Origin of the sequence: Hominenteromicrobium mulieris (assembly GCF_046197855.1) — a bacterium.
Classification (GTDB): Bacteria; Bacillota; Clostridia; order Oscillospirales; family Acutalibacteraceae; genus Hominenteromicrobium; species Hominenteromicrobium mulieris.
Map to the genome: position 1 here is coordinate 778,402 of NZ_CP173188.1, position 19,826 is coordinate 798,227.

Genomic DNA, 19,826 nt, shown 5'->3' on the forward strand with positions numbered 1-19,826 from the left:
ATACCACTATGGCCGATACCATATCTGTCAGTATCATCATCACGTTTGCAGCAGAGCTGCTGTTTTCGCTTGCGCTGCCCATCCTTGCCCTCGTCATCTGGAAGAAAAAGGAGGGCACAGAGCTCCGCCCGGCGTGGATCGGCGCGGCAGCCTACTTTGTGTTCGGCATGGTGCTGGAGCAGCTCATCAATGCCGCTGTGCTCGGCACGGGCAGCTCCGCCGTTTCCGCGTTTCTGCTCGGCCACCCGTGGCTTTACGCCGTGTACGGCGGTCTTTCGGCCGGCATTCTGGAGGAGACCGCACGCTTTCTCGTATATAGAACGATGCTGAAGGACAGCGTGGGCCGCGAAAACGCTGTTACGTTCGGCGTCGGCTTCGGCGGGCTCGAGTGCATCATGGTGCTGGGTCTTACGGTGCTCTCTACGCTCATGATGTCCATCTCGTTCAATAACATGGGAGCAGAGGCGTTTGCCGCGCAGTATGCGAACTCGGAGTACCAGATCGTCCTTGAGACCATCGCGGAGATCAATGCCATCAGCCCTCTTGCCGGCGTGATGAACTGCGTGGAGCGCACTGCGGTGTTCGCACTGCAAATTGAGCTTTCCGTTTTGATGTTCGGCGTGGTGCGTTCGCAGAAATTCTGGCTGTACCCCGTCAGCATCCTGCTGCACGCGGTTGTTGGCTTCCTCGCAGCGCTGTATCAGACGAACGTGCTTACCTCCGTCTATCTTTTGGAGGTGCTGCTCGTTGTGTACGCCGTGGCGGTCTTCTTCCTCGCACGCAAGGTCTACGGTGAGCTGCCCATGGAAAAATCGCGCGAGCTTGACCATTTCGGCAGAGTGATTAAGCGCAAATGAGTTTAGAGGTTAAAGCCTGTGCCGCACTTACAGAGCCGGAGCGTGCAGAAATTCTCGCGCTGCAAAATGAAGTATACAGCGGCGAAAATCTAAAGAATACGGTCTGGCTGCAAACGGAAAGCCACTTTGACCGCACCGTACCGTGCTTTTATCTCGGTCGTGAAAACGATGCGCTCACTGCATTTTTGTCGCTGTTTCTGCCGACGCAGGAGGAGGCCGAGGTAACGGCGTTCACGAAGCAATCCGCGCGAAATTGCGGGCAATTCACGGCACTTTTGCACGCCGCCGCAAAGGAAATGCAGGTGCACGGCGTGCCTGATTTTTTGTTTGACCTCGAGCCGCAAAGCGAAACGGGAAAGGCGTACCTTAAAAAGCACTTTCCGAACGCCGTCCACAGCCACACGGAATATCGCATGACGTGCGAGCCGGCGGTTTTCCCACTGCCGGAAAACATAACCGTAAAGTGTGTGACGGGGGAGACGCTCGCGGACTATCTGTCCGTTTCCCTGCGCAAATATAAAAATTTTGAAGCCGCAAAAGAGATGCTCCTCGCCGAAAATCGCACGGCGTATGTGCTGTATGTAAACGGTGAGCCCATCGGCGTGTTTGACCTCGCGGGGGAAAAAACGGACGAAACGTTGTCCCTCTGCGGCGTGGCGGTAAAAGCCGGTGAGCGCGGCAGGGGCTACGGCAAACTCCTTATGCGCGCGGCGCTGACCGAAGCCAAAAACGCGGGCAAAGGCATCGAGCTCGACGTCGATTCCGAAAACCCGACCGCCTTAAATTTATACCGCTCTTTCGGCTTTGCGCCGACCTTTGAAGTGGAATACTGGCGTGTGCCCGTGCACGACTGCCTGTAAAAAATGACCCCCGCACTCTCGTGTGTTAACGAGAATGCGGGGGCGTTTAAATTTAACTTATTGCACAAAAAGCCGCACTTTTCCCGTGATGCCGCTCGCGGGCAGTGTCATATACGTCGAAAAGAAATCCTGCATACGCTGTGCAAGCGTGTTGCAGACGAACACTTCTACGTCGTTTTCGCCCGCTTTTACGGCTTCCGTAATATCCCAGCGGTACGGGCGGCAGATGCGCTGCCCCATGTCCTTGCCGTTTACGAACAGCCGTGCCGTTACGCCGACATTTTCAAATTCAAGCTCTACGTGTGCCGTATCGTTTATGTTGAGTTTTGTCTTATACCGCATTTCGCCGGAAAACTCCGTTTCACCGTTTTTGCCCGTGATGTTAAAAAGCTTCGAGTTTTTACGGAACGGCTTGAATTCCGTCTCCTTGCCCGTCTCACGCAGGTCAATGTCCCACAGCGTCTCAATCTCCGCCATATGCAGACCCTCGGATTTCTCCGGAAAGCCTGCCCATTCATCTTCCGTAGCGCTGCCGAAAATGAGGATCACCGATTGCCCCGCTTCAAGTGCGAGCTCGACTGTGCCGTCTGCCGTCTCGCCACGCGCATAGACACCGTTTAACAGATCCGCCGCGATGTATTTGCCGCTGACGGGCAGCGAAAGCGTCTCCTGTACCGCGTTCGGCGCTTCGTTGAAGACAAAGAAGCTTGTCGCTTCGCCGCGCGTGAACTTTGCAATGCGCAGCAGGTGCTCCTTTGCGTTATATTCGTGCGCGAGGCCGCTTTCTTTGATGTGCGCTGCAAGCTTTTGAAGCGGCACGATCTCGTTTTCACTGATATTCACGCAGTCCGGTGCGTAATCGACAAAGAATACCGGCACGCCTGCGTTTTTGAGCGCTTCGCAGATTTTTGCAAAGCGCTCCGGCAGCTTTCTGCACGCCGGCACGACGAGGTATTTGTACCCGCGCCCAAAGCGTCCGTTGTTCTTTTCCGCCGTCTCCAGATAATCGAGCGGCACGATGTCGTAGAAAATTTGCGCGTCATAGCACGCTTTTGCAGGCTTTTGCGTCAACATGGCGCTTGATTTGTCCATCCACTCGGCTTCCGCGTGGTATAAAATTGCGCCGGAGGCTTCCATTTCCGCGCCGTACAGATAGTGCGCCGCACGGTTCACGTAGTGCATCAGCTGCGTGAAGCCCGCAAACTGCGGGTCGTTGCCGTCTGCGCCAAAGTGCGGCGGACAGTCGCGGTCGGGGAAGAAATCGTCAAATGCGTGCGGCACAAAGTGGTTTACTCCGCGCACAAGCAGGAAGTCCATCAACCATTTCATGACGTTCGCGCCTTCTGCCCAACCGTATGCGCCGAACACCTCGCACATGGCGCGACCATTCATGTTCGGATTTTGCCGCGCGTGCGAAGCCGCAAGCTGCCCCAAAACGTAGTGGAAGAATTCGCCGTCCACCATGCCGCCCGAGACGAGCGCCGCCGTTTTGTAGTCGGCCATGCCGGGCATTACCTGGTGCAGCACAATGTCTATGCCACTCATGTCCTGCCCGTCGAGCCCGCGGAAGTAATGTCCCGCACTGCACCCAAGACGCGCGTGCGCGTTCATGTCTTCAATCAAATGCCCAATGTATTGCACACCGTGCGCACGGCACCAATCGCCGAGCGGATAGGAGAAATTCTTTTTCCAAAGCAACGTCACGGCGTCCATGTACGCAAGGCGAATTTCCGCGGTCAGCTCGTCATGTGCATACCACAAAATCGGCAGATAGAGCGTCGGCTCGTCGATGCCGTCTTTTGCCATGCGCACGGCGACCGCGTCGCGCCATGGCAGCATCACGCCGGGTTGGCCAACCGAACGGTTATAGATACCGGTGTCGCACCCCGTCATGCCAAAATGCGGCGCGTCAAAGCCCGGCTCATCGGAGAAAAATCCCGCGAGCGTGTTGCCGAAATACTTTGCATAGTGGTCGTAATGCGGCTCGTACACGGCTTCAATGAGCTTGTGCACCGATTCTTTTGAGAGCATGTCGATATAGTACTTTTTGTTTTCTTCGCCGCTGAACGTCTCAAACACGAAAAATACGCGGTAAAGCCCCTCGGGCACACTGAAATATACGAATTTATCCTCCGGCTGCACGTCAAGCTCAATCGGTTCGCCGGTCAGCTCTTCATCTTTGCCCGTGCGGCGGAACAGCACGGCGGAAACGAGCTTTTCCTCCGGCGTGTGCATTGGCACCAAGACGGACGCTTCCGCCATGGGTCCCATCACGTCCACATGCGATTCCCGCAGGAATTTTCGACGCAGGTTCAGGTCTTCGTGCTCTAAAATACTGTTTGCGTAGCCCGTCGGGAAATGCTTATCGTCGAGAATCCACACGCGCATGCCGCGCTTTTCGGCTTCCGCCAAAATAATGTCCATCGTCTTCCACCACGCGTCCTCGCAGAAGTGTTCATACGGGCGCGATTCCACACAAAATGCGCGGCAACCGCTCTCATAGATCTTCTGTACGCGTGCGGGAATCTCCGCGTCGTGCCCGTCGTGCTGCCAGAAAAACGGCAGCAGGTAGTTTTCCGTTTTATTTTCCAGTATACTTTTCAAAATTGGTTCCATTTGAATTCCCCCAAAAGAGTTTTATAAATAAACCTGTATCGACGCCATCGCGTACACGGCGAGGTAATATAGGATCAGTGCACCGTTTTTCTGTGTGCCCGTAATGCCGCAGATGAAATCCCGCGCAACGAACAAGTCCGAAATGCAGAACGCCGCTGCACCCAACGCGAACAGTATCCACTGCGGCGAGACAGCAAACGGCAACGTGCCCGCCATAGCTGTCATGAACGAAAGCACGAGCGGGTACAGCACCATCGGGAGCAGCATAGAGCCGAGCGAATGCAGATATTGCCGAAAAATCAGTGCAATGATGCCGTAAATAATCAAAGCTGCAACGACCGTGCCCCACCGAAACCCGCCGAGCTGTGCAATATACCCGATAAGCACAAGGTGCGCGAGTCCGAACGAGATTACGCCGAAGCGAAAATCGCGCTCAATGACAAAATCCGCGATGCAGCAGAATAAAAGCGCCAAAGCGAGCAGCCACGCGTTCGCCGGGCGATTAAACAACACGATGCCGAGCACCGCCGTGATGACCGCTACGAACGTTGCGCCGCACTTTGCGGCTGAGCGCCACATCGTGCTGCCGAACGAGCGCGTGGTATTATAGACGTAACAGAACGAGAGCATCATCGGCAATGAGATGAGTGGCCAAAGCACACGAAACACGCGCATAAAAATGCCTCCTTTTCCACAATTATAACAAATGTCCCCGTAAAATCAAGCAAAAGAAAAGCCACCGACAGAGGATCGGCAAAATCCACTGTCGGCGGCGTGTTGACTTGTTAAATATTACCCATGAAAGCCGTAGCTGATGCACCAGAAGACGCACACAACGGCAAGCACGATGCACTGCACGATGAGCAAAGCACGGGAAATGGTGCGCTTATTGATGCCGGAGTTCGGGGAGAAGCTCCAAACGGCAGCCATGATAAGTCCCAAAACCGGAACGAGCTGGATGAGGAACATCATCACGCACTCGGAAACGGAAAGCGCAATGGTGTTTTCCGGCAGATATTCCACGGCGCGGCCGGGTCTGGAGGAAGCCTGCACAGCGTTATCATACAAAACCGGTGTTACGCCCTGGTTATAAACCGTTGCGCAGGGGGTCTCGATATCGGAACGAATTCTTTCCGGGTCCCTCGGCTGTATATTTTTTGTATAGGTTTCATTGAGCATCATAAAAGGTCTCCTCCTTATAAAACGGACGGTTCAAGTAAAAAGTGTTTTTATCTCGCGGACATATTTCCGCGTCTCTTCCTGTATACAGAATAACATGAAAAGGGCATTTTATCAAGTATTATCTAAAAAAAGGTAAAGTTTATTGCGCTGCTTACGCTTTAAATGCTTAAATTGTTCACAGCATATACGCAATTTGTCCGCGATACAAATACACTTTGCAACTTGATAAACCCGGTAATTCATGCTATTTTAAAATTGACCTTATTATACGGCAATTTTTGAGAAAGAAGGAAAAAATATGCAGCTTTGCAGTGTAAAAGCTCCATGCGAAGTCTGACCCCGGGCGGGTCCGCATGGAGCGTTTAGCCATGCCGAAAAGTTATGTGAAAGCGGAAAGCTTAGGAAGACGATGTCGATTGATTTAACGCCGGTCAGCGGCAAGGGAGCTTTCGTTCGAGACCCGTTAAGATACGGTGCGGTAGCAGTTTGTGAACAGCTTCGTATTAAAACTGCATAATCCTTTACGGGATAATTTGACAGGGATTCCAAAGTTGAGATTAAATATTGACAAAATGGTATGATATTGTTAAGATTACAAGCAAGGAAAGCGTTTGCGTACTAATTGCGCAAATTGTGCAATCAGCATGAATATGGTTAATATGAAAGGGGCGGCTATGCGACAAATAACAATAACGGCAGACAAAAAATATCTGTTGATCCCGGTTGGGAATGTGAAAGGCTGGACGATACCGGCAGAGTCTATACAGTATTTGAGTATCTATCAAAACGGAAGCCTTGTGGAAGAATATGAAGTGTGCTTGGATGCTTCCCCGCGTTGCTGGTCCTGTCTGTATTTGGAACGGTATGCGGGCGAAACATTGGAATTGCGCCTTGAAGGCGGAGACGAATCACTTATCGAACTTTTAGAGGTTTCGGATACGCTGAAAGATGCGGATACGCTTTACAGGGAACCGATGCGTCCCCTTGCGCATATTACGCCGATGCATGGATTTATGAATGACCCGAACGGTCTGTTTTATTTGAACGGCAAGTATCATTGTTTTGCACAGCTGAATCCGTACGGTCTTGGCGTTGGCAATACGCATTGGATGCACATGGTAAGTTCGGATCTTATGCACTGGCAAGAGTTGCCGTATGCGCTGCTTCCGGATGAAACAGGGCGCATGTATTCCGGCTGCGGTGCGGTAGATCTGCAAAATACCTCCGGGCTGGGAAAAGACGGGATACCGCCGGTTTTTCTGTTCTATACACCTGCGGGCAGTAAATCGCGCTGGAGCAGAGGAAAATACTTTGAAATCGCCGCGGCAGTCAGCACAGATGGCGGGATGCACTTTGAAAAATACGCACAGAACCCGATCGTGCAGCATATCGCATATATGAACCGCGATCCGAAGGTTGTGTGGGACGATCAGAACCAAAACTGGGTCATGGTGATCTTTTTGGACAATGACCGCTATATGTTCCTCTATTCGGATAATCTGCTGCATTGGGAACAGGGAGAAACAATCAGGATACGGGGGAGCGCAGAATGCCCGGATCTGTTCAATTTGCCGATTGACAATGATATGACGCAGAGAAAATGGGTGCTTTGGGGCTCTACGGATAACTATATGATCGGTCATTTCGAGGGGCGTCATTTTGTTCCCGAAACGGACGTGATTGAAGGTCCCACGCATCGGATTGATTCAGCGTACAGCCTGGAGGCGCGCTCAACGGGCGGATATGCGGCGCAGACTTTCGCGAACTTGCCGAACGGACGCGTGATCCAGATTTCGTGGATCCGGACAGTCGTTTCTCAGGGACCGTTTTCAAGTTGTTTGAGTATACCGAATGAACTGCGGCTTGTTTCAACAGAGCAGGGACCGAGGCTCACGGTAAAGCCGGCTGCGGAGGTGAAAGACTTGAGAGAATGCAGCTATTCGTTTGTTGGACGCGGATTGGAGGAATTTGAACGTATCCCGCGAGAATACCTCGGTGAAGCGATGGATATGACATTCAAATTCAGTATGAAGCCGGATAAGCTGATTGCGTTTTCCGTGCGCGGCGTGCTGATTGTATATGATCCGAAGATCGAGCGCCTTTTGCTGCCGGTGGGAGCATATAAGCTTGCGTTGAAAGACGATACGTTCGAGCTGCGCGTTGTGACGGACCGCTGCTCCGTTGAACTTTACGCGGATGACGGAAAGTTCAACCTAACGTTGGCGACGGTACCGGACCCGACCGATATTTCGATACTTCCGGTCTTGTTGGATCCGGGTATTGGGATAGATTTTGAAGTTCACAAATTAAAAAGCATGTGGGAATAATAAGGGAGGTCTACAGTTTATGTTTGAAAAGGAAAGCTTTTATCCGTCAGCTGCATTGAATTGTGCAATCACAGATACCTCGGTCAGCTTTGATCCGCAGCTTCCGCTCGGCAATAAAGCAGGAACATCACTGAGTCCGGAAAGTGACAGATTGATTCCGCCGGGCATTATGATGTTAAAAGACGGGAAAATGCGCCTGAACTTTATGGCGCCGGGGGCACAAAGCGTTACGGCAGAAGTACACCGTAAGATCTATACATTGGAAAAAGGCGATGACGGCGTTTGGAGCACGGTTGCAGATGGCGGCTGCGGCGGATTCTGCCCGGTCGTATTCCGTGTAGACGGCGCGGAGGTGCTCAATCCTATGGCGCCTATCGGGTTTGGCGCTTCAAGACCCATAAACTATGCGGATATTCCGCAGCCGGAAGAAGACTTTTACCTGTGCAAAGATGTTCCGCATGGTTCGGTCGTGCAGGAATATTATTATTCGGCAGCGACGGGAACGATGAAGAGCTGCCTCGTTTATACGCCAGCCGGTTATATGAAAGAGACTTCCGGCGAATATCCGGTGCTGTATCTGCAGCATGGTCACGGTGAAAATGAACAGTGCTGGGTACATCAGGGGCGCGTGAACTTTATTATGGATAACCTGATTGCTGCCGGAAAAGCGGAGCCGTGTATCGTGGTTATGAATAACGGTATGGTGCAGAAGAATGAAAACGGCGTACGTGTATTGGATCAGACGAGGATTGAGCGACTTCTTTTGGAGGACTGTATCCCGTTCATCGAATCGCATTACCGTGTGCGAACGGATAAATGGAGCCGTGCCATGGCGGGTCTGTCGATGGGATCCATGCAGACCAGCATCGTGACCATGAAGCATCCGGATATGTTCGGGTATGCCGGCGTATTTAGCGGATTTGTCGGTCCATTTAATAAAACAAATGCAGAAAATTCTTATATTCAATTGTTAGATGACCGTGAAAAATTCACACAGTCCTTTAGAGTGTTTTTCCGTGCTTGCGGAGACGAAGATCTTGTTGCGCTCGAGCGATTTGAAGCGGATCGTGCGTTGTTTGAAGAAAAGGGGCTTGCGCCTGCAGAAAACTCGATACATGTAGAAAAAATGTATCCCGGTGAACACGAGTGGAATGTCTGGCGCATGTGCCTGCGTGATTTTGCTCAATATCTGTTTCATGAATGATACTTTTTTGTTTGAATACCGATAAAAATCGGGATACAGCTGCGCCGTTAATCGCAATTTTGTGCCGTGTAGGTATGGACTGAGCTGCAGCCCTTATGAAAGCGTATGAGGGAAAGTTGACATGACTCCGGGTATATGATAATATAGTGTTATTATATATTACATATTGCATTAGTCGGTCAAATTCTAATAGGCACGGCATGGAGTAGCTGGAGGTTTTGATATGGCAACACTCAAGGATGTGGCAGAGAAGGTCGGTGTATCCATTACAACGGTCTCTCGGGTTATGAATGGTCGGGGAGCGATCAGCCGGGAAACAAGAGATAAGGTTTTTGCGGCAATGAAAGAACTCAATTATTTTCCGAATGAGATGGCTCGTTCGCTTGGCAATAAGTCCAGTCACTTGATCGGTTTGATCGTACCCTATATTGATCACGCTTTTTTTGGCATCCTGACAGCTGCTATTGAGGAAGCCTGCTATAAATCCGGGTATAAGCTTTTTTTCTGCACATCCGGCGGAAACCCAAATCGAGAGCGCGAGCTTTTTAAGATGCTGTGTGCGAACAATGTTGCAGGCGTTTTGGTTTGCAGCCGTATTACGGATGAATCTCTGTATATGCAGACGGATGTACCGATCGTTACCATTGAACGCATGATCGAAGACGTACCCTCTGTTTCCTGCGATAATTATAAGGGCGGTGTACTTGCGGCACAAGAGCTGCTGCTCGCAAGCGGCTGTAAGTCACCGCTTCTATTCGGCAACAGGATCATATCGGATCAGCTTCCGGCATCTCTGCGATACAAGGGGTTTCAAGATGCTTGTGCAAGGAACGGCTCACCTTGTTCGGAGTATTATATCGATGCAGAGGACCTGTTTGGAAAAAACCTTGGTGAGGATGTTTACAAAGCCTTAAAGCAATTTCCTGAAACAGACGGTATTTTCGCGACCAGCGATGTTCTTGCTGCACGCATCATGAACACATTGAATGATGCGGACGAAGCCGACACTTTTGGCCGTATCCCGGTCATTGGGTTTGACGGTGTTGATATTTCCGCTTATTGTGAGATCAGCACGATTGCGCAGCCTATACGCCAAATGGGTGCGCTTGCGGTGCAGATACTGATCCAACGCATAAACGGTCAAATTGTCCCGGAGCGTTCTATTCTTCCGGTTTCTCTTATTCGCCGTAAGACCTCCGGCCCGAATTTTGTGAAAGCATAGGCATTAAATACGCCATATACGTAAAACAAAAAATCGTATGATTTTAGACATCGACCTGAAGATCGATGTCTTTTTTTGTGTCCGCTAAGAGACGAAACGGATTTCCTAGTCATGTAAGAAGAGATATAACCGGCCTTGCTCGCAGATCCGAGAATTTGCGGACTGAAAAGAGGCTTTATCGTTATCGGAAAAACGAGGGAAAGTCATATATCTGCTTTGATGATTATAAATAATGCATTTGTGAAACCGTTTGCACACACAATAAAATGTTGCTTCTGCTAAAAAATCTTTGAAGTTCCAAAGTTGAATGTGCTGCTATGGTGCAAAATCACAATATATACAAAAACATAATGAAAACTTTGGTACAAAATTTGTTGACAAACTATAAACAACGTGATAATATTACAGCACAAAGCAAACGTTTGCGCAAGTATTGCGCGAGCGGGGAAAAACAAAATTTAACGGAGGTACAAAATGTCAACGAAAAAGATTTTGGCAGTTCTACTGGCGCTGTTCGTCCTTGCAACTGCAGTATCCGGCTGTGGGAACAGCGGGAGCAGTTCTGCAGACAGTCAATCTGGAAGCAGCGCGACATCTGAAAACAGCGCCTCTACTGAGGATACAGCCTCTACAGACGGCGAAGTTCCAACCATTTCCCTGATGGTTGTCTGTGGCACGACGCCGCCGGATGCAGATGCGGTTGCGGAAAAGCTCAGCGAGATTACACGCGAAAAGATCGGCTGCAACGTTGAGTTTATTACGATGGAGATCGGCAACGTTGCCCAGCAGCTCAATCTTCTCCTTTCCGGCGGTGATGATACACTCGATGTATTCATGGCAGGCATTTCCGTTCCGTACAGCACAATTGTCAACAATGGTCAGGCCCTTTCGCTTGATACACTTATGGAGCCTTATGCGGAAGAAGTGAAAACAGCTCTTGGTGAAAAAGTGTATGAATCCGGTCGTGTCAACGGCGAGCTTTACGGTATCGGCCGTCTGCTGGATCAGGCCTCCACAACTTGCTACAACCTTCGCCGCGACATTGCCGAGGAATTCGGCTACAAGAACGGCGATAAGGTTGACCTTGCGGAGCTTACCGAGCTTTTCGGCAAGGTCCGTGAGAAGTATCCGGATACACCGCTTATCGGTCCGATGAATGGCGTACCGAGCATTGGAGATTCCCGAATCGATTCTCTTGGCAACAAGCTTGGTGTTCTGGATAACTACGGCCAGGATACTACGGTTACGAATTATTATGAGAGCGCCGGCTATGAGGAGCTCGTAGGCTACTTCAAGCAGTGGAAAGAGATGGGCTGCTACATGGCGGATATTCTGAATGTCACAGATGCGCCGATCGATTACATCCCGTCCGGTAAGGCATTTGGCTGCTTTGCAAGTCACTTCAGTGCCGAGATGAACGGTATCTGGTCTTCTCAGAACTTCGGTACCGATATCGCTTCCCTCCAGATCTATGAGGATGCGGTCGCGATCACGCCGGGGGCCTATGAATGCATCAACCCGGCCACGAAGAATCCGGAAGCTGCAGCAGCTCTTATCTACTTGATGGCGACCGATCCCGACGTTGAAAATCTTCTGATCAACGGTATTGAGGGTCAGCACTATCAGGTGCTCGAGGATAACACGGCTACATACGTTGACGGCAAAGACATTTCTACCACAGGCTGGTGCCTTGGTTATTCTTGGACGGCATTAAACTCTACGATTTCCATTCCGTTTGAGTATCCGGCAGACTATTACGACCGTTTGCTCGAAGCCAACAAGAATGCACAGCAGTCCAAGGCCTTTGGTTGCCAGTTCGACCTTACAGGCGTTTCGGATGCGGTCTCCGCTTGCACGAATGTCGTGAACCAGTATGAGAATGCATTATCCGGCGGTGCCGTCGAAGATTTCGATGCAACGCTCGCACAGTTCCAACAGGGACTTCGTGATGCCGGTATCGATGAGATCGTTGCGGCAAAACAGGAACAGCTCGATGCATTTCTGGCAGGTTGATTCTGAAATTAAATGATATAATTATTAGGCTGGGTCTGCTGCATAAACTGGAAATGTGTACGCAGACCCGGTTCTATTTCAGAATAAAGTGTCGCCGTAAGGTTTATGTGCGGTTTCTCCCCGGTATCTATTTCATTTTCAGACATGTATCAAATGGAAAGACAAGAGGTAATAAAATGTCAAATTCTACAAGTCAGAATGGACAAGGGAAAATTAAGAAAAAAGGCAGCTGTACACGCAATCTCCCGCTGTATCTTTTGATGATTCCCGGTCTTCTTTATCTTATCATCAACAATTATCTGCCGATGTTCGGCCTGACCTTTGCATTTAAGAAAATCAACTATACAGTCGGTGTTTTTGAAAGCCCGTGGGTGGGTCTGGACAACTTCACCTATCTTTTTAAGACAAGTGACGCCTTTGTAATCTTCCGCAATACACTTTGCTATAATCTGGCATTTATCGTACTCGGTACGATTTTGGCAATCGTTGTAGCGATTTTCCTTGAGCAGGTACGCACGAAAATGCTGCGTGTTTATCAGACGAGTATTCTGATCCCGTATCTTCTGTCTATTACGGTCGTCAGCTATCTGGCATTTGCGTTTCTCAGCTCGGATAACGGTTTTATCAACAATTCAATCTTAAAGCCGCTTGGTATGGACGAGATCAGCTGGTATTCCTCGCCGAAATACTGGCCTTTTATCCTCACGTTCATTTATCTGTGGAAAAGCTTCGGCTATTCGTCTATCCTCTATTTTGCGACTCTGATCGGCATCGACGATTCTTATTATGAGGCGGCGGTTATCGATGGTGCTTCCACATGGCAGCAGATTCGTCACATCACGCTCCCGTGCCTCAAGACCACAATCATTACGTTGGTTATTATGCACATCGGCAGAATGTTCTATTCGGATTTCGGCCTGTTTTATCAGGTGCCGATGAACAACGGTCTTCTGTTCAGTGTAACAAACACAATTGATACGTATGTTTACCGCGGACTCCTTCAACTCAACGATGTTGGTCGTTCCTCGGCAGCCGGTTTCTTACAGTCTATTCTCGGTTTTGTTCTGGTTATGATTACGAATATGATTACGAGAAAGATCGATAAAGAAAGCGCGTTGTTCTGATTATACGGGAAAGGGATGATACTATGATTACCACAAGTAAGTCTGCTAAAATTATACCGCATATTGTTCTGATAATCTTAACGTTGGTGTGCTTGCTTCCGCTCTTGCTCCTGTTGATGGCATCCCTCACGGATGAACAAACACTTATGCTGAACGGTTATTCCTTCTTTCCGGAAAAATTCAGTGCGGATGCTTATACGTATATCTTTAAAACAGGAAAAACGGTTTTGCGCGCGTATGGCATTACCTTCTTTGTAACGGCAGTCGGTACAGTCTGCAATGTATGCATGACGGTATGCCTGTCTTATCCGCTTGCACGCCCGGGCCTCAAAGGTCGAAATGCGATCGCATTCTTTGTGTTTTTTACGATGCTCTTTAACGGCGGTCTCGTGCCGACGTACATTATGTATTCGCAGTTCTTTCATATTCGCGATACGATCTTTGCCCTTTTGATCCCGAGTTTTCTGATGAGTCCGTTTAACGTAATTCTAATGCGCAATTACTTTAAAACGAATATCCCGGATGCAATCATCGAAGCCGCAAAGCTGGACGGCGCAAGTGAACTGCGTACGCTCGTCAACGTCGTATTGCCTATGTCAACACCGATCATCGGAACGATTGGTCTGATGTCCGGTCTGGCTTACTGGAACGACTGGACGAACGGTCTGTACTACCTTGTAAAACGTACGGATCTGTACAGTATTCAGAACGTTCTGACGAATATGCTTAACAACATTCAGTTTCTCAAAACCGCAACGCAGCTGCAGGGCATCAATATTGAAATGGGTACACTTCCGAGCGTCAGCATCCGTATGGCAATCGCAGTTGTGGCTGTTATCCCGGTCATGATCGTGTATCCGTTTATTCAGAAATCTTTCGTCAAAGGCATCGTCATTGGCGGCGTCAAGGGTTGATAAAAAGGGGAAAGAGCATGTCTGACTGGAAAAAATATATGGAACAAAGTGATGCTTACGCAGCGTCGCTCTGTAAAAAATCGCATAAAGTCTACGATGTAGATCCTTATGTTATGGTTTTTGAAGATGAAGATGTGCCCGGTATTTTTCATATCTATTATGATGCACACAGCAAGGGCGCAAGTGCGTGGATGCACCTGATTGTCGGACATGCGACGATCGTTTATACAAATGATCGTATTTAACGCGTTTTAAAAAACTGCTTATTTTGGAGGTAAAAGTATGGCACAAATCCATTGCAATTTCTTTTCGTATTCACTTTGTCACGGCGTTGATATCGAAGTGACGCTTCCGTCTTTTACATCCTGCAATATGGATGATCCGCATACACACAGCTTGCCGGGGAAGTTCCCGGTTGTATATTTGCTGCATGGTAAGGGAAACGACTATATGTCTTGGCTCCGCTATACAAGCGTTGAGAGATATGCAGAAGAAAAAAGGATTGCTATCGTTACATTCTCTGTCGGAAACAAGGCGTATATGAATGATGATATGGGCGACAATTACTACGATTTCCTGAATCAGGAACTTCCTGAATTTGTTGAAGCCTATTTCCCGATTTCCGACAGTCCGAAGGATCGCTATATTGCGGGCCTTTCCATGGGTGGCTACGGCGCGTTGCTGCACGGCATTGAGAATCCGGACCGGTACAGCGCGATTGGTGCCCTTTCGCCGGCCGTATTCTCGAAAAAGGATATGGAAAGCAAAAAGACGAAGGGGCCGCAGTGGGTGGATCTTTACGCTGCGACAGAAAAAGCTGTGGCAGAGGGTAAGAAGCTGCCGGATCTCTTTCTGAGCATCGGCGACAGAGATTTCCTTTATAAGAATGTGCAGGAATACCATAAATTTGTTGAACCAATCTGGAAGAGCGGCCGGCTGCGCTATGATGACCTGCCCGGTTATGAGCACGAATTTGCCATTTGGGATCTTGAAATCAATAATTTCCTCGACTGGATCGACAGAGGGGATGTCTACAAGAAGATGGGTGCCAACAAAGTGTAAAGCAAAGGAAGACGGCAATGAAAATTTCAGAAATCATTGATAAATTAGAAGCATATCACGGACCGCTGGAGCCGGAGCGCAGAACGTGCGACATCGTGCAATACGGCGATCCGGATCAGGTCTGCACAGGAATCGTGTTGTCCTGTTGCCCAACGGCAGAGGTCATTCGTAAAGCTGCTGAGCTGGGGTGCAATTTAATCATCGGCCATGAGCCTCTTTTCTACGACGGATGGAACGAGACCGATTGGCTTCAGGATAACTGTGTGTATCAGGCAAAAAAACAACTTCTTGACCGTCTCGGTATCGTTGTATATCGCGATCACGATCATATCCACAATCATAGACCCGACGGTATCTTTTCCGGGTTGGCTAAAATGCTCGGCTGGGAACAGTATCAGGAGACGGAAAACTATTTTCCGGGAACTGCGTACCACTTGCCGCTCACTACGGTCCGCGCGGTGGCGGAGCATGTTGCGCATACCATGCAGATTGACGGAATTCGCATTATAGGAGACCCTGAAATGCCTGTGGAGCGCGTAGCTATCGTCGGACATTTTTTCGGAACGGACTGGGACAGGCAAAATATACAGCTCATTGAAAAAATGAATTGCGATTTGATCATTCCCGGTGAGGTGATCGATTGGACAATCGGCGAGTATGTGCAGGATGCAAATACTTTGGGAATCCGACGTGCGCTGCTGAATGTCGGGCACTTCAATTTGGAAGAACCCGGAATGCGGTATATGGCACAGTGGTTGCCGAAAGTGCTTGCGTGTGATCTTCCGATCCATTTTGTACAATCCGGTAACAGTTTTAGCTGGCTTTCGTTCAAAAAGGCAGAAGAAGGCAAGAGATTATAAAAATATGGAGGTAAGTAAACTTGACTGCAGATTTGATGTTGACGCTTGAAAAAGCCATGCAGGCATGGCAGCCCCCGGAAATTCCGGAAGATATTCCGCAGGGAGATACTCCGGGAGACAAAATATGGATTGGACCGCAGCAGAAAGAAAAAGCCGCAAAGATTTTTCCGGTAGTTTTACCTATGCTGCGCGAAGTTCTGGAAAAATCACCGGCAAAACGAGCGGTTATTACGGTGTGCGGTGGATCCGGCGTGGGAAAAACGGGTATTTCGTCCCTTTTGACATACTATTTTAATCAACTCGGAATCGGGTGCTATACGCTGTCCGGCGACAATTACCCTCGTCGTATTCCTTCTTTGAATGACGCGGAGCGTATGCGAATTTTTCGTTTAGCAGGCATACGCGGTATGCTGGAGCAGAATGTTTATACCCCGGATGCCGCACGTGAACTTAAAGCACTGCAGGAAGCGGAAACGGACTCTGCATCGAAAGAAGCAGACAGATACCCGTGGCTGACCGTATATCAAAAAGCCGGTCGAAAGGCGTTGGCAGAATATCTCGGTTCCGAACAGGAACAGGAATTCGATGAACTGTCCAAAACGCTGACACAGTTTAAAAGCGGTGCGGATAAGATATGGCTGAAAAGAATGGGCCGCACGGAGACGGAGCTTTGGTATGAAGAAAAGGATTTTCGGAATATTTCGGTGATTATTCTCGAATGGACGCACGGCAATTGCGGAAAGTTTGACGGTGTGGATATTCCGATCCTGCTGAACAGTACACCGGCTGAAACGAGAGAATACCGTCTGCTTCGTGCTCGAGATGCGAATACAGATACTCCGTTTATTGCTATGGTTTTGGAGATAGAGCAGGGTATGTTAGAAAACCGAGCACATGCTGCAAAAATTATCTTGTCAAAATCCGGCGACTTTTTAACTTACGAACAGTTTAAGCGGCAAATGGACGCCGGTCGATAGGAGATATTGTATGTGTGACGGTGATTTCTGCCTTGGCCCGATGCTGAATGCTTATCCTGACAGCTTGGGCGGCACATTAAAGGGATGTATATCGTTTTTGGAACAGCCGGAAATGAAGGACGTATTTTCTTCGTTCTATATTCTTCCAAGCCTGTTCAACACCGATCTTGATCGCGGATTTTCTGTTATAGACTATCGACTCAATGACTTGCTGGCAGAACAAACGGATCTCGATGCGCTGCGCTCAATGGGAATTGACTTGAAGTTGGATTTTGTACTAAATCATGCTTCGGTGCTTTCCGAGCAATTTCAGGATATACTGAAAAACGGGGAACAATCCCTCTATCGTGACTTCTTTATAGATTGGAACAGATTTTGGGCAGGTCATGGAATGATGACCGAGGAGGGATATATCCGGCCGGACCCCGAACTGCTGCAAAATATGTTTTTCCGTAAACCCGGCTTGCCGATTTTAATGGTGCAGTTTCCTGACGGCAGCAATGTTCCGTATTGGAATACTTTCTATCAGGAAGTTGTCTATTCCCATGTAGATGCGCAGGACTTTATGGCAATCACACACGGAAAATATGCTCCGGCAGCTCGGTTGGCTTCTTTGGTCAATGCAGCTGTCGAGCAGGGCAAATGGCCCGAGCAGGCGGAACTTGGTCAATTAGAGGTGTATCGCGGTGCGGTGGTTGACTTCATGGAAAGAAATCGTCGATATCTGGGTCAGATGGATCTGAATATCCGTTCACCGCTCGTTTGGGAATTCTACAAAAATACGCTGCAAACACTTGCCGGTTACGGCGCAAAAATCGTTCGTCTGGACGCCTTTGCCTATGCACCGAAAGAGCCGGGTGCACGGAATTTCTTGAATGATCCGGGAACATGGGAGCTGCTCGGCAAGGTGACAGATTTGGCAAAACCGCTGGGTATCACGCTTTTGCCGGAGATACATGCCAGCTATGCGGAGGGAACATACCGCACGATTGCAGAAAAAGGGTATATGGTGTATGACTTTTTCCTACCCGGATTATTGCTGGATGCACTTGAACGAAGGTCCGGAGAAGTTCTTGTACAGTGGATACGGGAAATCTGTGACCGCAAAATGCTGACTGTTAATATGTTGGGCTGTCATGATGGTATTCCGTTGTTGGATTTAAAAGGGCTGCTTCCGGAAGAAAGAATCCAAAGCCTCATTGATACAGTGGTGTCCCGTGGTGGATATGTGAAAGATCTGCACGGCGCAAAAAACGTATACTATCAAGTAAATGCCACGTATTACAGTGCACTGGGAGAAGATGACAAAAAAATGCTTCTGGCACGGGCAATACAGCTTTTCATGCCGGGTAAACCGCAGGTTTGGTATCTGGATCTGTTTGCCGGTCGTAATGATTATGCTGCCGTCCAAAGGGCGGGTGCCGGTGGGCATAAAGAAATCAACCGCACGAACCTGACATGCTCTGATATAGCTGCCGGAATGAAAAAGCCGATTGTGCAAAAACAAATCGAGCTTTTGCGGATGAGAAACCAGTTTCCTGTTTTTTCTGCAAATGCAAAAATCGTGGCTGAAGTGAACGGAACGAAAATGGATATTCGTTGGCAATCCGGCTCTGAAGAAGCGGTTCTCCAAACAGATTTCGGCGATTATTCCTTCTCTGTCTCCGTTCGAGATACGTCTTCCGATACAGAATACTTCAAGTACGATTCGTAATGTGTATGGCGATTTAGCCGGAATTGAAAATAAGATGCACTGAGAAGTACGATTTTATCAAAAAAAGTCTTGGCGACTGTTTGCAGCTCCTGCTGCGTCGCCAAGACTTTTCTTTATGCTTTTAAAGCTTAATAATACCGAATGACCGCGATAACCTTGCCGAGAATGGTGATTTCATCGGAGATGATGGGCTCAAAATCCGGGTTTTCGGGCTGGAGACGGAACGTGCCCTTCTCCTTATAGAAGCGCTTCACGGTGGCTTCATCGCCGATCATGCCGACCACGATCTCGCCGTTTTCCGCCACGGGCGTTTTCTCCGCGATGACATAGTCGCCGTCCAGAATGCCGGCGTTGATCATGCTCAGGCCGTCCACGTGCAGCGCGAAAAGCTCCTTGCCGCTTTTGTCCGGGTAGGGAATATAGCCCTCAATGTCTTCCACGGCCAGAATGGGCAGACCGGCCGTCACCTTACCGAGAATCGGCACCTGCTTTGCGGCAGATGCGCCTACAATGTGAATGGAGCGATTCAGGCCCGCATCGCGTGTGATGTAGCCGAGCGCCTCCAAAGATTTCAAGTGGGAATGCACCGTAGAGGTGGAGCGCAAACCGGTCGCCGCGCAGATCTCACGCACAGAGGGCGGCACGGCACGTTCCGCCATGGTGGAGCAAAGATAGTCATATACAAGCTGCTGGCTTTTCGTTAAACTCGCCATATGCGATTCCTCCGTTTTAATACAAAATCAGTCCCGTAGAAATGGGCAGTTCTTTAATTAAAACCATTGTATCATATATTTTCGAAAAATGCAAACGATTGTTTGCTTTTTCTGCGGATTTTCTCGAAAAAAGCGTTCATAAATGCGTTCCAAAATCTTTAACGTTTATTCATGGCTATTT

Annotated in this window: 17 protein-coding genes; 13 read left to right on the plus strand and 4 right to left on the minus strand. The window is 49.1% G+C overall.

All coding sequences use genetic code 11. The annotated features are described in order from the left end of the window. The first annotated feature begins 8 nt into the window (after nucleotides 1-8). On the plus strand, nucleotides 9-857 hold the full coding sequence (locus tag ACI0CA_RS03685) for a YhfC family intramembrane metalloprotease (protein WP_308449886.1): 849 nt from the start codon (nucleotides 9-11) through the stop codon (nucleotides 855-857). Next, a complete protein-coding gene (locus ACI0CA_RS03690; RefSeq protein ID WP_308449885.1) occupies nucleotides 854-1,717 on the plus strand; it encodes a GNAT family N-acetyltransferase in 864 nt (287 codons plus the stop codon). Before ACI0CA_RS03685 ends, ACI0CA_RS03690 begins: the two co-directional genes overlap by 4 nt. 57 nt (nucleotides 1,718-1,774) lie before the next feature. Here the strand turns inward: ACI0CA_RS03690 and ACI0CA_RS03695 are convergent, their stop codons facing one another. The 3 genes from ACI0CA_RS03695 to ACI0CA_RS03705 all read right to left on the minus strand — a co-directional run bounded on the left by ACI0CA_RS03695 (nucleotide 1,775) and on the right by ACI0CA_RS03705 (nucleotide 5,515). Beyond that, nucleotides 1,775-4,333, minus strand: a complete 2,559-nt coding sequence (locus ACI0CA_RS03695; RefSeq protein ID WP_418931753.1) for a hypothetical protein — start codon at nucleotides 4,331-4,333, stop codon at nucleotides 1,775-1,777. Nucleotides 4,334-4,354: 21 nt separating this feature from the next. After that, nucleotides 4,355-5,008, minus strand: coding sequence for a lysoplasmalogenase family protein (locus ACI0CA_RS03700; protein WP_395506660.1), 654 nt, complete (start codon nucleotides 5,006-5,008; stop codon nucleotides 4,355-4,357). A gap of 117 nt (nucleotides 5,009-5,125) precedes the next feature. Next, entirely contained in the window at nucleotides 5,126-5,515 is a 390-nt protein-coding gene (locus ACI0CA_RS03705) for a hypothetical protein (RefSeq protein ID WP_316518059.1), read from the minus strand. A 674-nt stretch (nucleotides 5,516-6,189) separates the two neighbouring features. On the opposite strand from ACI0CA_RS03705, the gene ACI0CA_RS03710 reads away from it, so the two are divergent. The 11 genes from ACI0CA_RS03710 (at nucleotide 6,190) to ACI0CA_RS03760 (ending at nucleotide 18,932) form a co-directional block, all read left to right on the plus strand. Beyond that, nucleotides 6,190-7,842, plus strand: a complete 1,653-nt coding sequence (locus ACI0CA_RS03710) for a glycoside hydrolase family 32 protein (protein ID WP_308449882.1) — start codon at nucleotides 6,190-6,192, stop codon at nucleotides 7,840-7,842. A gap of 19 nt (nucleotides 7,843-7,861) precedes the next feature. Beyond that, complete coding sequence (locus ACI0CA_RS03715) at nucleotides 7,862-9,046, plus strand: alpha/beta hydrolase-fold protein (protein ID WP_308449881.1); 1,185 nt, start codon at nucleotides 7,862-7,864, stop codon at nucleotides 9,044-9,046. Nucleotides 9,047-9,269: 223 nt separating this feature from the next. Beyond that, nucleotides 9,270-10,268 carry a LacI family DNA-binding transcriptional regulator gene (locus ACI0CA_RS03720; RefSeq protein ID WP_446806539.1) on the plus strand — a complete coding sequence of 333 codons (999 nt, stop codon included), beginning with the start codon at nucleotides 9,270-9,272 and terminating at the stop codon, nucleotides 10,266-10,268. Between the two features lie 474 nt (nucleotides 10,269-10,742). Next, nucleotides 10,743-12,281: a DUF3502 domain-containing protein gene (locus ACI0CA_RS03725; protein ID WP_412571152.1), complete on the plus strand. Its 1,539-nt coding sequence runs from the start codon at nucleotides 10,743-10,745 to the stop codon at nucleotides 12,279-12,281. 176 nt (nucleotides 12,282-12,457) lie between these two features. Continuing rightward, on the plus strand, nucleotides 12,458-13,405 hold the full coding sequence (locus tag ACI0CA_RS03730) for an ABC transporter permease (protein WP_418559761.1): 948 nt from the start codon (nucleotides 12,458-12,460) through the stop codon (nucleotides 13,403-13,405). A 146-nt stretch (nucleotides 13,406-13,551) separates the two neighbouring features. Then, nucleotides 13,552-14,319, plus strand: coding sequence for a carbohydrate ABC transporter permease (locus ACI0CA_RS03735; RefSeq protein ID WP_308449877.1), 768 nt, complete (start codon nucleotides 13,552-13,554; stop codon nucleotides 14,317-14,319). Nucleotides 14,320-14,336: 17 nt separating this feature from the next. Next, the gene (locus ACI0CA_RS03740; RefSeq protein ID WP_308449876.1) at nucleotides 14,337-14,564 is read left to right on the plus strand and encodes a hypothetical protein; all 228 of its coding nucleotides are present in this window, start codon (nucleotides 14,337-14,339) and stop codon (nucleotides 14,562-14,564) included. 127 nt (nucleotides 14,565-14,691) lie between these two features. Next, nucleotides 14,692-15,381 (plus strand): alpha/beta hydrolase, encoded by a 690-nt coding sequence (locus ACI0CA_RS03745; protein ID WP_343284841.1) that lies wholly within the window; start codon nucleotides 14,692-14,694, stop codon nucleotides 15,379-15,381. A gap of 17 nt (nucleotides 15,382-15,398) precedes the next feature. Continuing rightward, nucleotides 15,399-16,241, plus strand: a complete 843-nt coding sequence (locus ACI0CA_RS03750; RefSeq protein ID WP_308449874.1) for a Nif3-like dinuclear metal center hexameric protein — start codon at nucleotides 15,399-15,401, stop codon at nucleotides 16,239-16,241. 20 nt (nucleotides 16,242-16,261) lie between these two features. After that, nucleotides 16,262-17,218 (plus strand): adenylylsulfate kinase, encoded by a 957-nt coding sequence (locus ACI0CA_RS03755; RefSeq protein ID WP_412571142.1) that lies wholly within the window; start codon nucleotides 16,262-16,264, stop codon nucleotides 17,216-17,218. A 10-nt stretch (nucleotides 17,219-17,228) separates the two neighbouring features. Then, nucleotides 17,229-18,932, plus strand: coding sequence for a glycosidase (locus ACI0CA_RS03760; protein ID WP_417108250.1), 1,704 nt, complete (start codon nucleotides 17,229-17,231; stop codon nucleotides 18,930-18,932). Between the two features lie 128 nt (nucleotides 18,933-19,060). On the opposite strand, the gene lexA is transcribed toward ACI0CA_RS03760, so the two are convergent. Then, a complete protein-coding gene (gene lexA / locus ACI0CA_RS03765) occupies nucleotides 19,061-19,645 on the minus strand; it encodes a transcriptional repressor LexA (RefSeq protein ID WP_176821133.1) in 585 nt (194 codons plus the stop codon). Nucleotides 19,646-19,826: the final 181 nt, after the last annotated feature.

Excerpts from the sequence above, each read along its gene's own strand:
- ACI0CA_RS03685 (WP_308449886.1), top strand. The coding sequence starts at position 9 with ATGGCCGATACCATATCTGTCAGTATCATCATCACGTTTGCAGCAGAG.
- ACI0CA_RS03690 (WP_308449885.1), top strand. The coding sequence starts at position 854 with ATGAGTTTAGAGGTTAAAGCCTGTGCCGCACTTACAGAGCCGGAGCGT.
- ACI0CA_RS03695 (WP_418931753.1), bottom strand. The coding sequence starts at position 4,333 with ATGGAACCAATTTTGAAAAGTATACTGGAAAATAAAACGGAAAACTAC.
- ACI0CA_RS03700 (WP_395506660.1), bottom strand. The coding sequence starts at position 5,008 with ATGCGCGTGTTTCGTGTGCTTTGGCCACTCATCTCATTGCCGATGATG.
- ACI0CA_RS03705 (WP_316518059.1), bottom strand. The coding sequence starts at position 5,515 with ATGATGCTCAATGAAACCTATACAAAAAATATACAGCCGAGGGACCCG.
- ACI0CA_RS03710 (WP_308449882.1), top strand. The coding sequence starts at position 6,190 with ATGCGACAAATAACAATAACGGCAGACAAAAAATATCTGTTGATCCCG.
- ACI0CA_RS03715 (WP_308449881.1), top strand. The coding sequence starts at position 7,862 with ATGTTTGAAAAGGAAAGCTTTTATCCGTCAGCTGCATTGAATTGTGCA.
- ACI0CA_RS03720 (WP_446806539.1), top strand. The coding sequence starts at position 9,270 with ATGGCAACACTCAAGGATGTGGCAGAGAAGGTCGGTGTATCCATTACA.
- ACI0CA_RS03725 (WP_412571152.1), top strand. The coding sequence starts at position 10,743 with ATGTCAACGAAAAAGATTTTGGCAGTTCTACTGGCGCTGTTCGTCCTT.
- ACI0CA_RS03730 (WP_418559761.1), top strand. The coding sequence starts at position 12,458 with ATGTCAAATTCTACAAGTCAGAATGGACAAGGGAAAATTAAGAAAAAA.
- ACI0CA_RS03735 (WP_308449877.1), top strand. The coding sequence starts at position 13,552 with ATGCTGAACGGTTATTCCTTCTTTCCGGAAAAATTCAGTGCGGATGCT.
- ACI0CA_RS03740 (WP_308449876.1), top strand. The coding sequence starts at position 14,337 with ATGTCTGACTGGAAAAAATATATGGAACAAAGTGATGCTTACGCAGCG.
- ACI0CA_RS03745 (WP_343284841.1), top strand. The coding sequence starts at position 14,692 with ATGGATGATCCGCATACACACAGCTTGCCGGGGAAGTTCCCGGTTGTA.
- ACI0CA_RS03750 (WP_308449874.1), top strand. The coding sequence starts at position 15,399 with ATGAAAATTTCAGAAATCATTGATAAATTAGAAGCATATCACGGACCG.
- ACI0CA_RS03760 (WP_417108250.1), top strand. The coding sequence starts at position 17,229 with ATGTGTGACGGTGATTTCTGCCTTGGCCCGATGCTGAATGCTTATCCT.
- lexA (WP_176821133.1), bottom strand. The coding sequence starts at position 19,645 with ATGGCGAGTTTAACGAAAAGCCAGCAGCTTGTATATGACTATCTTTGC.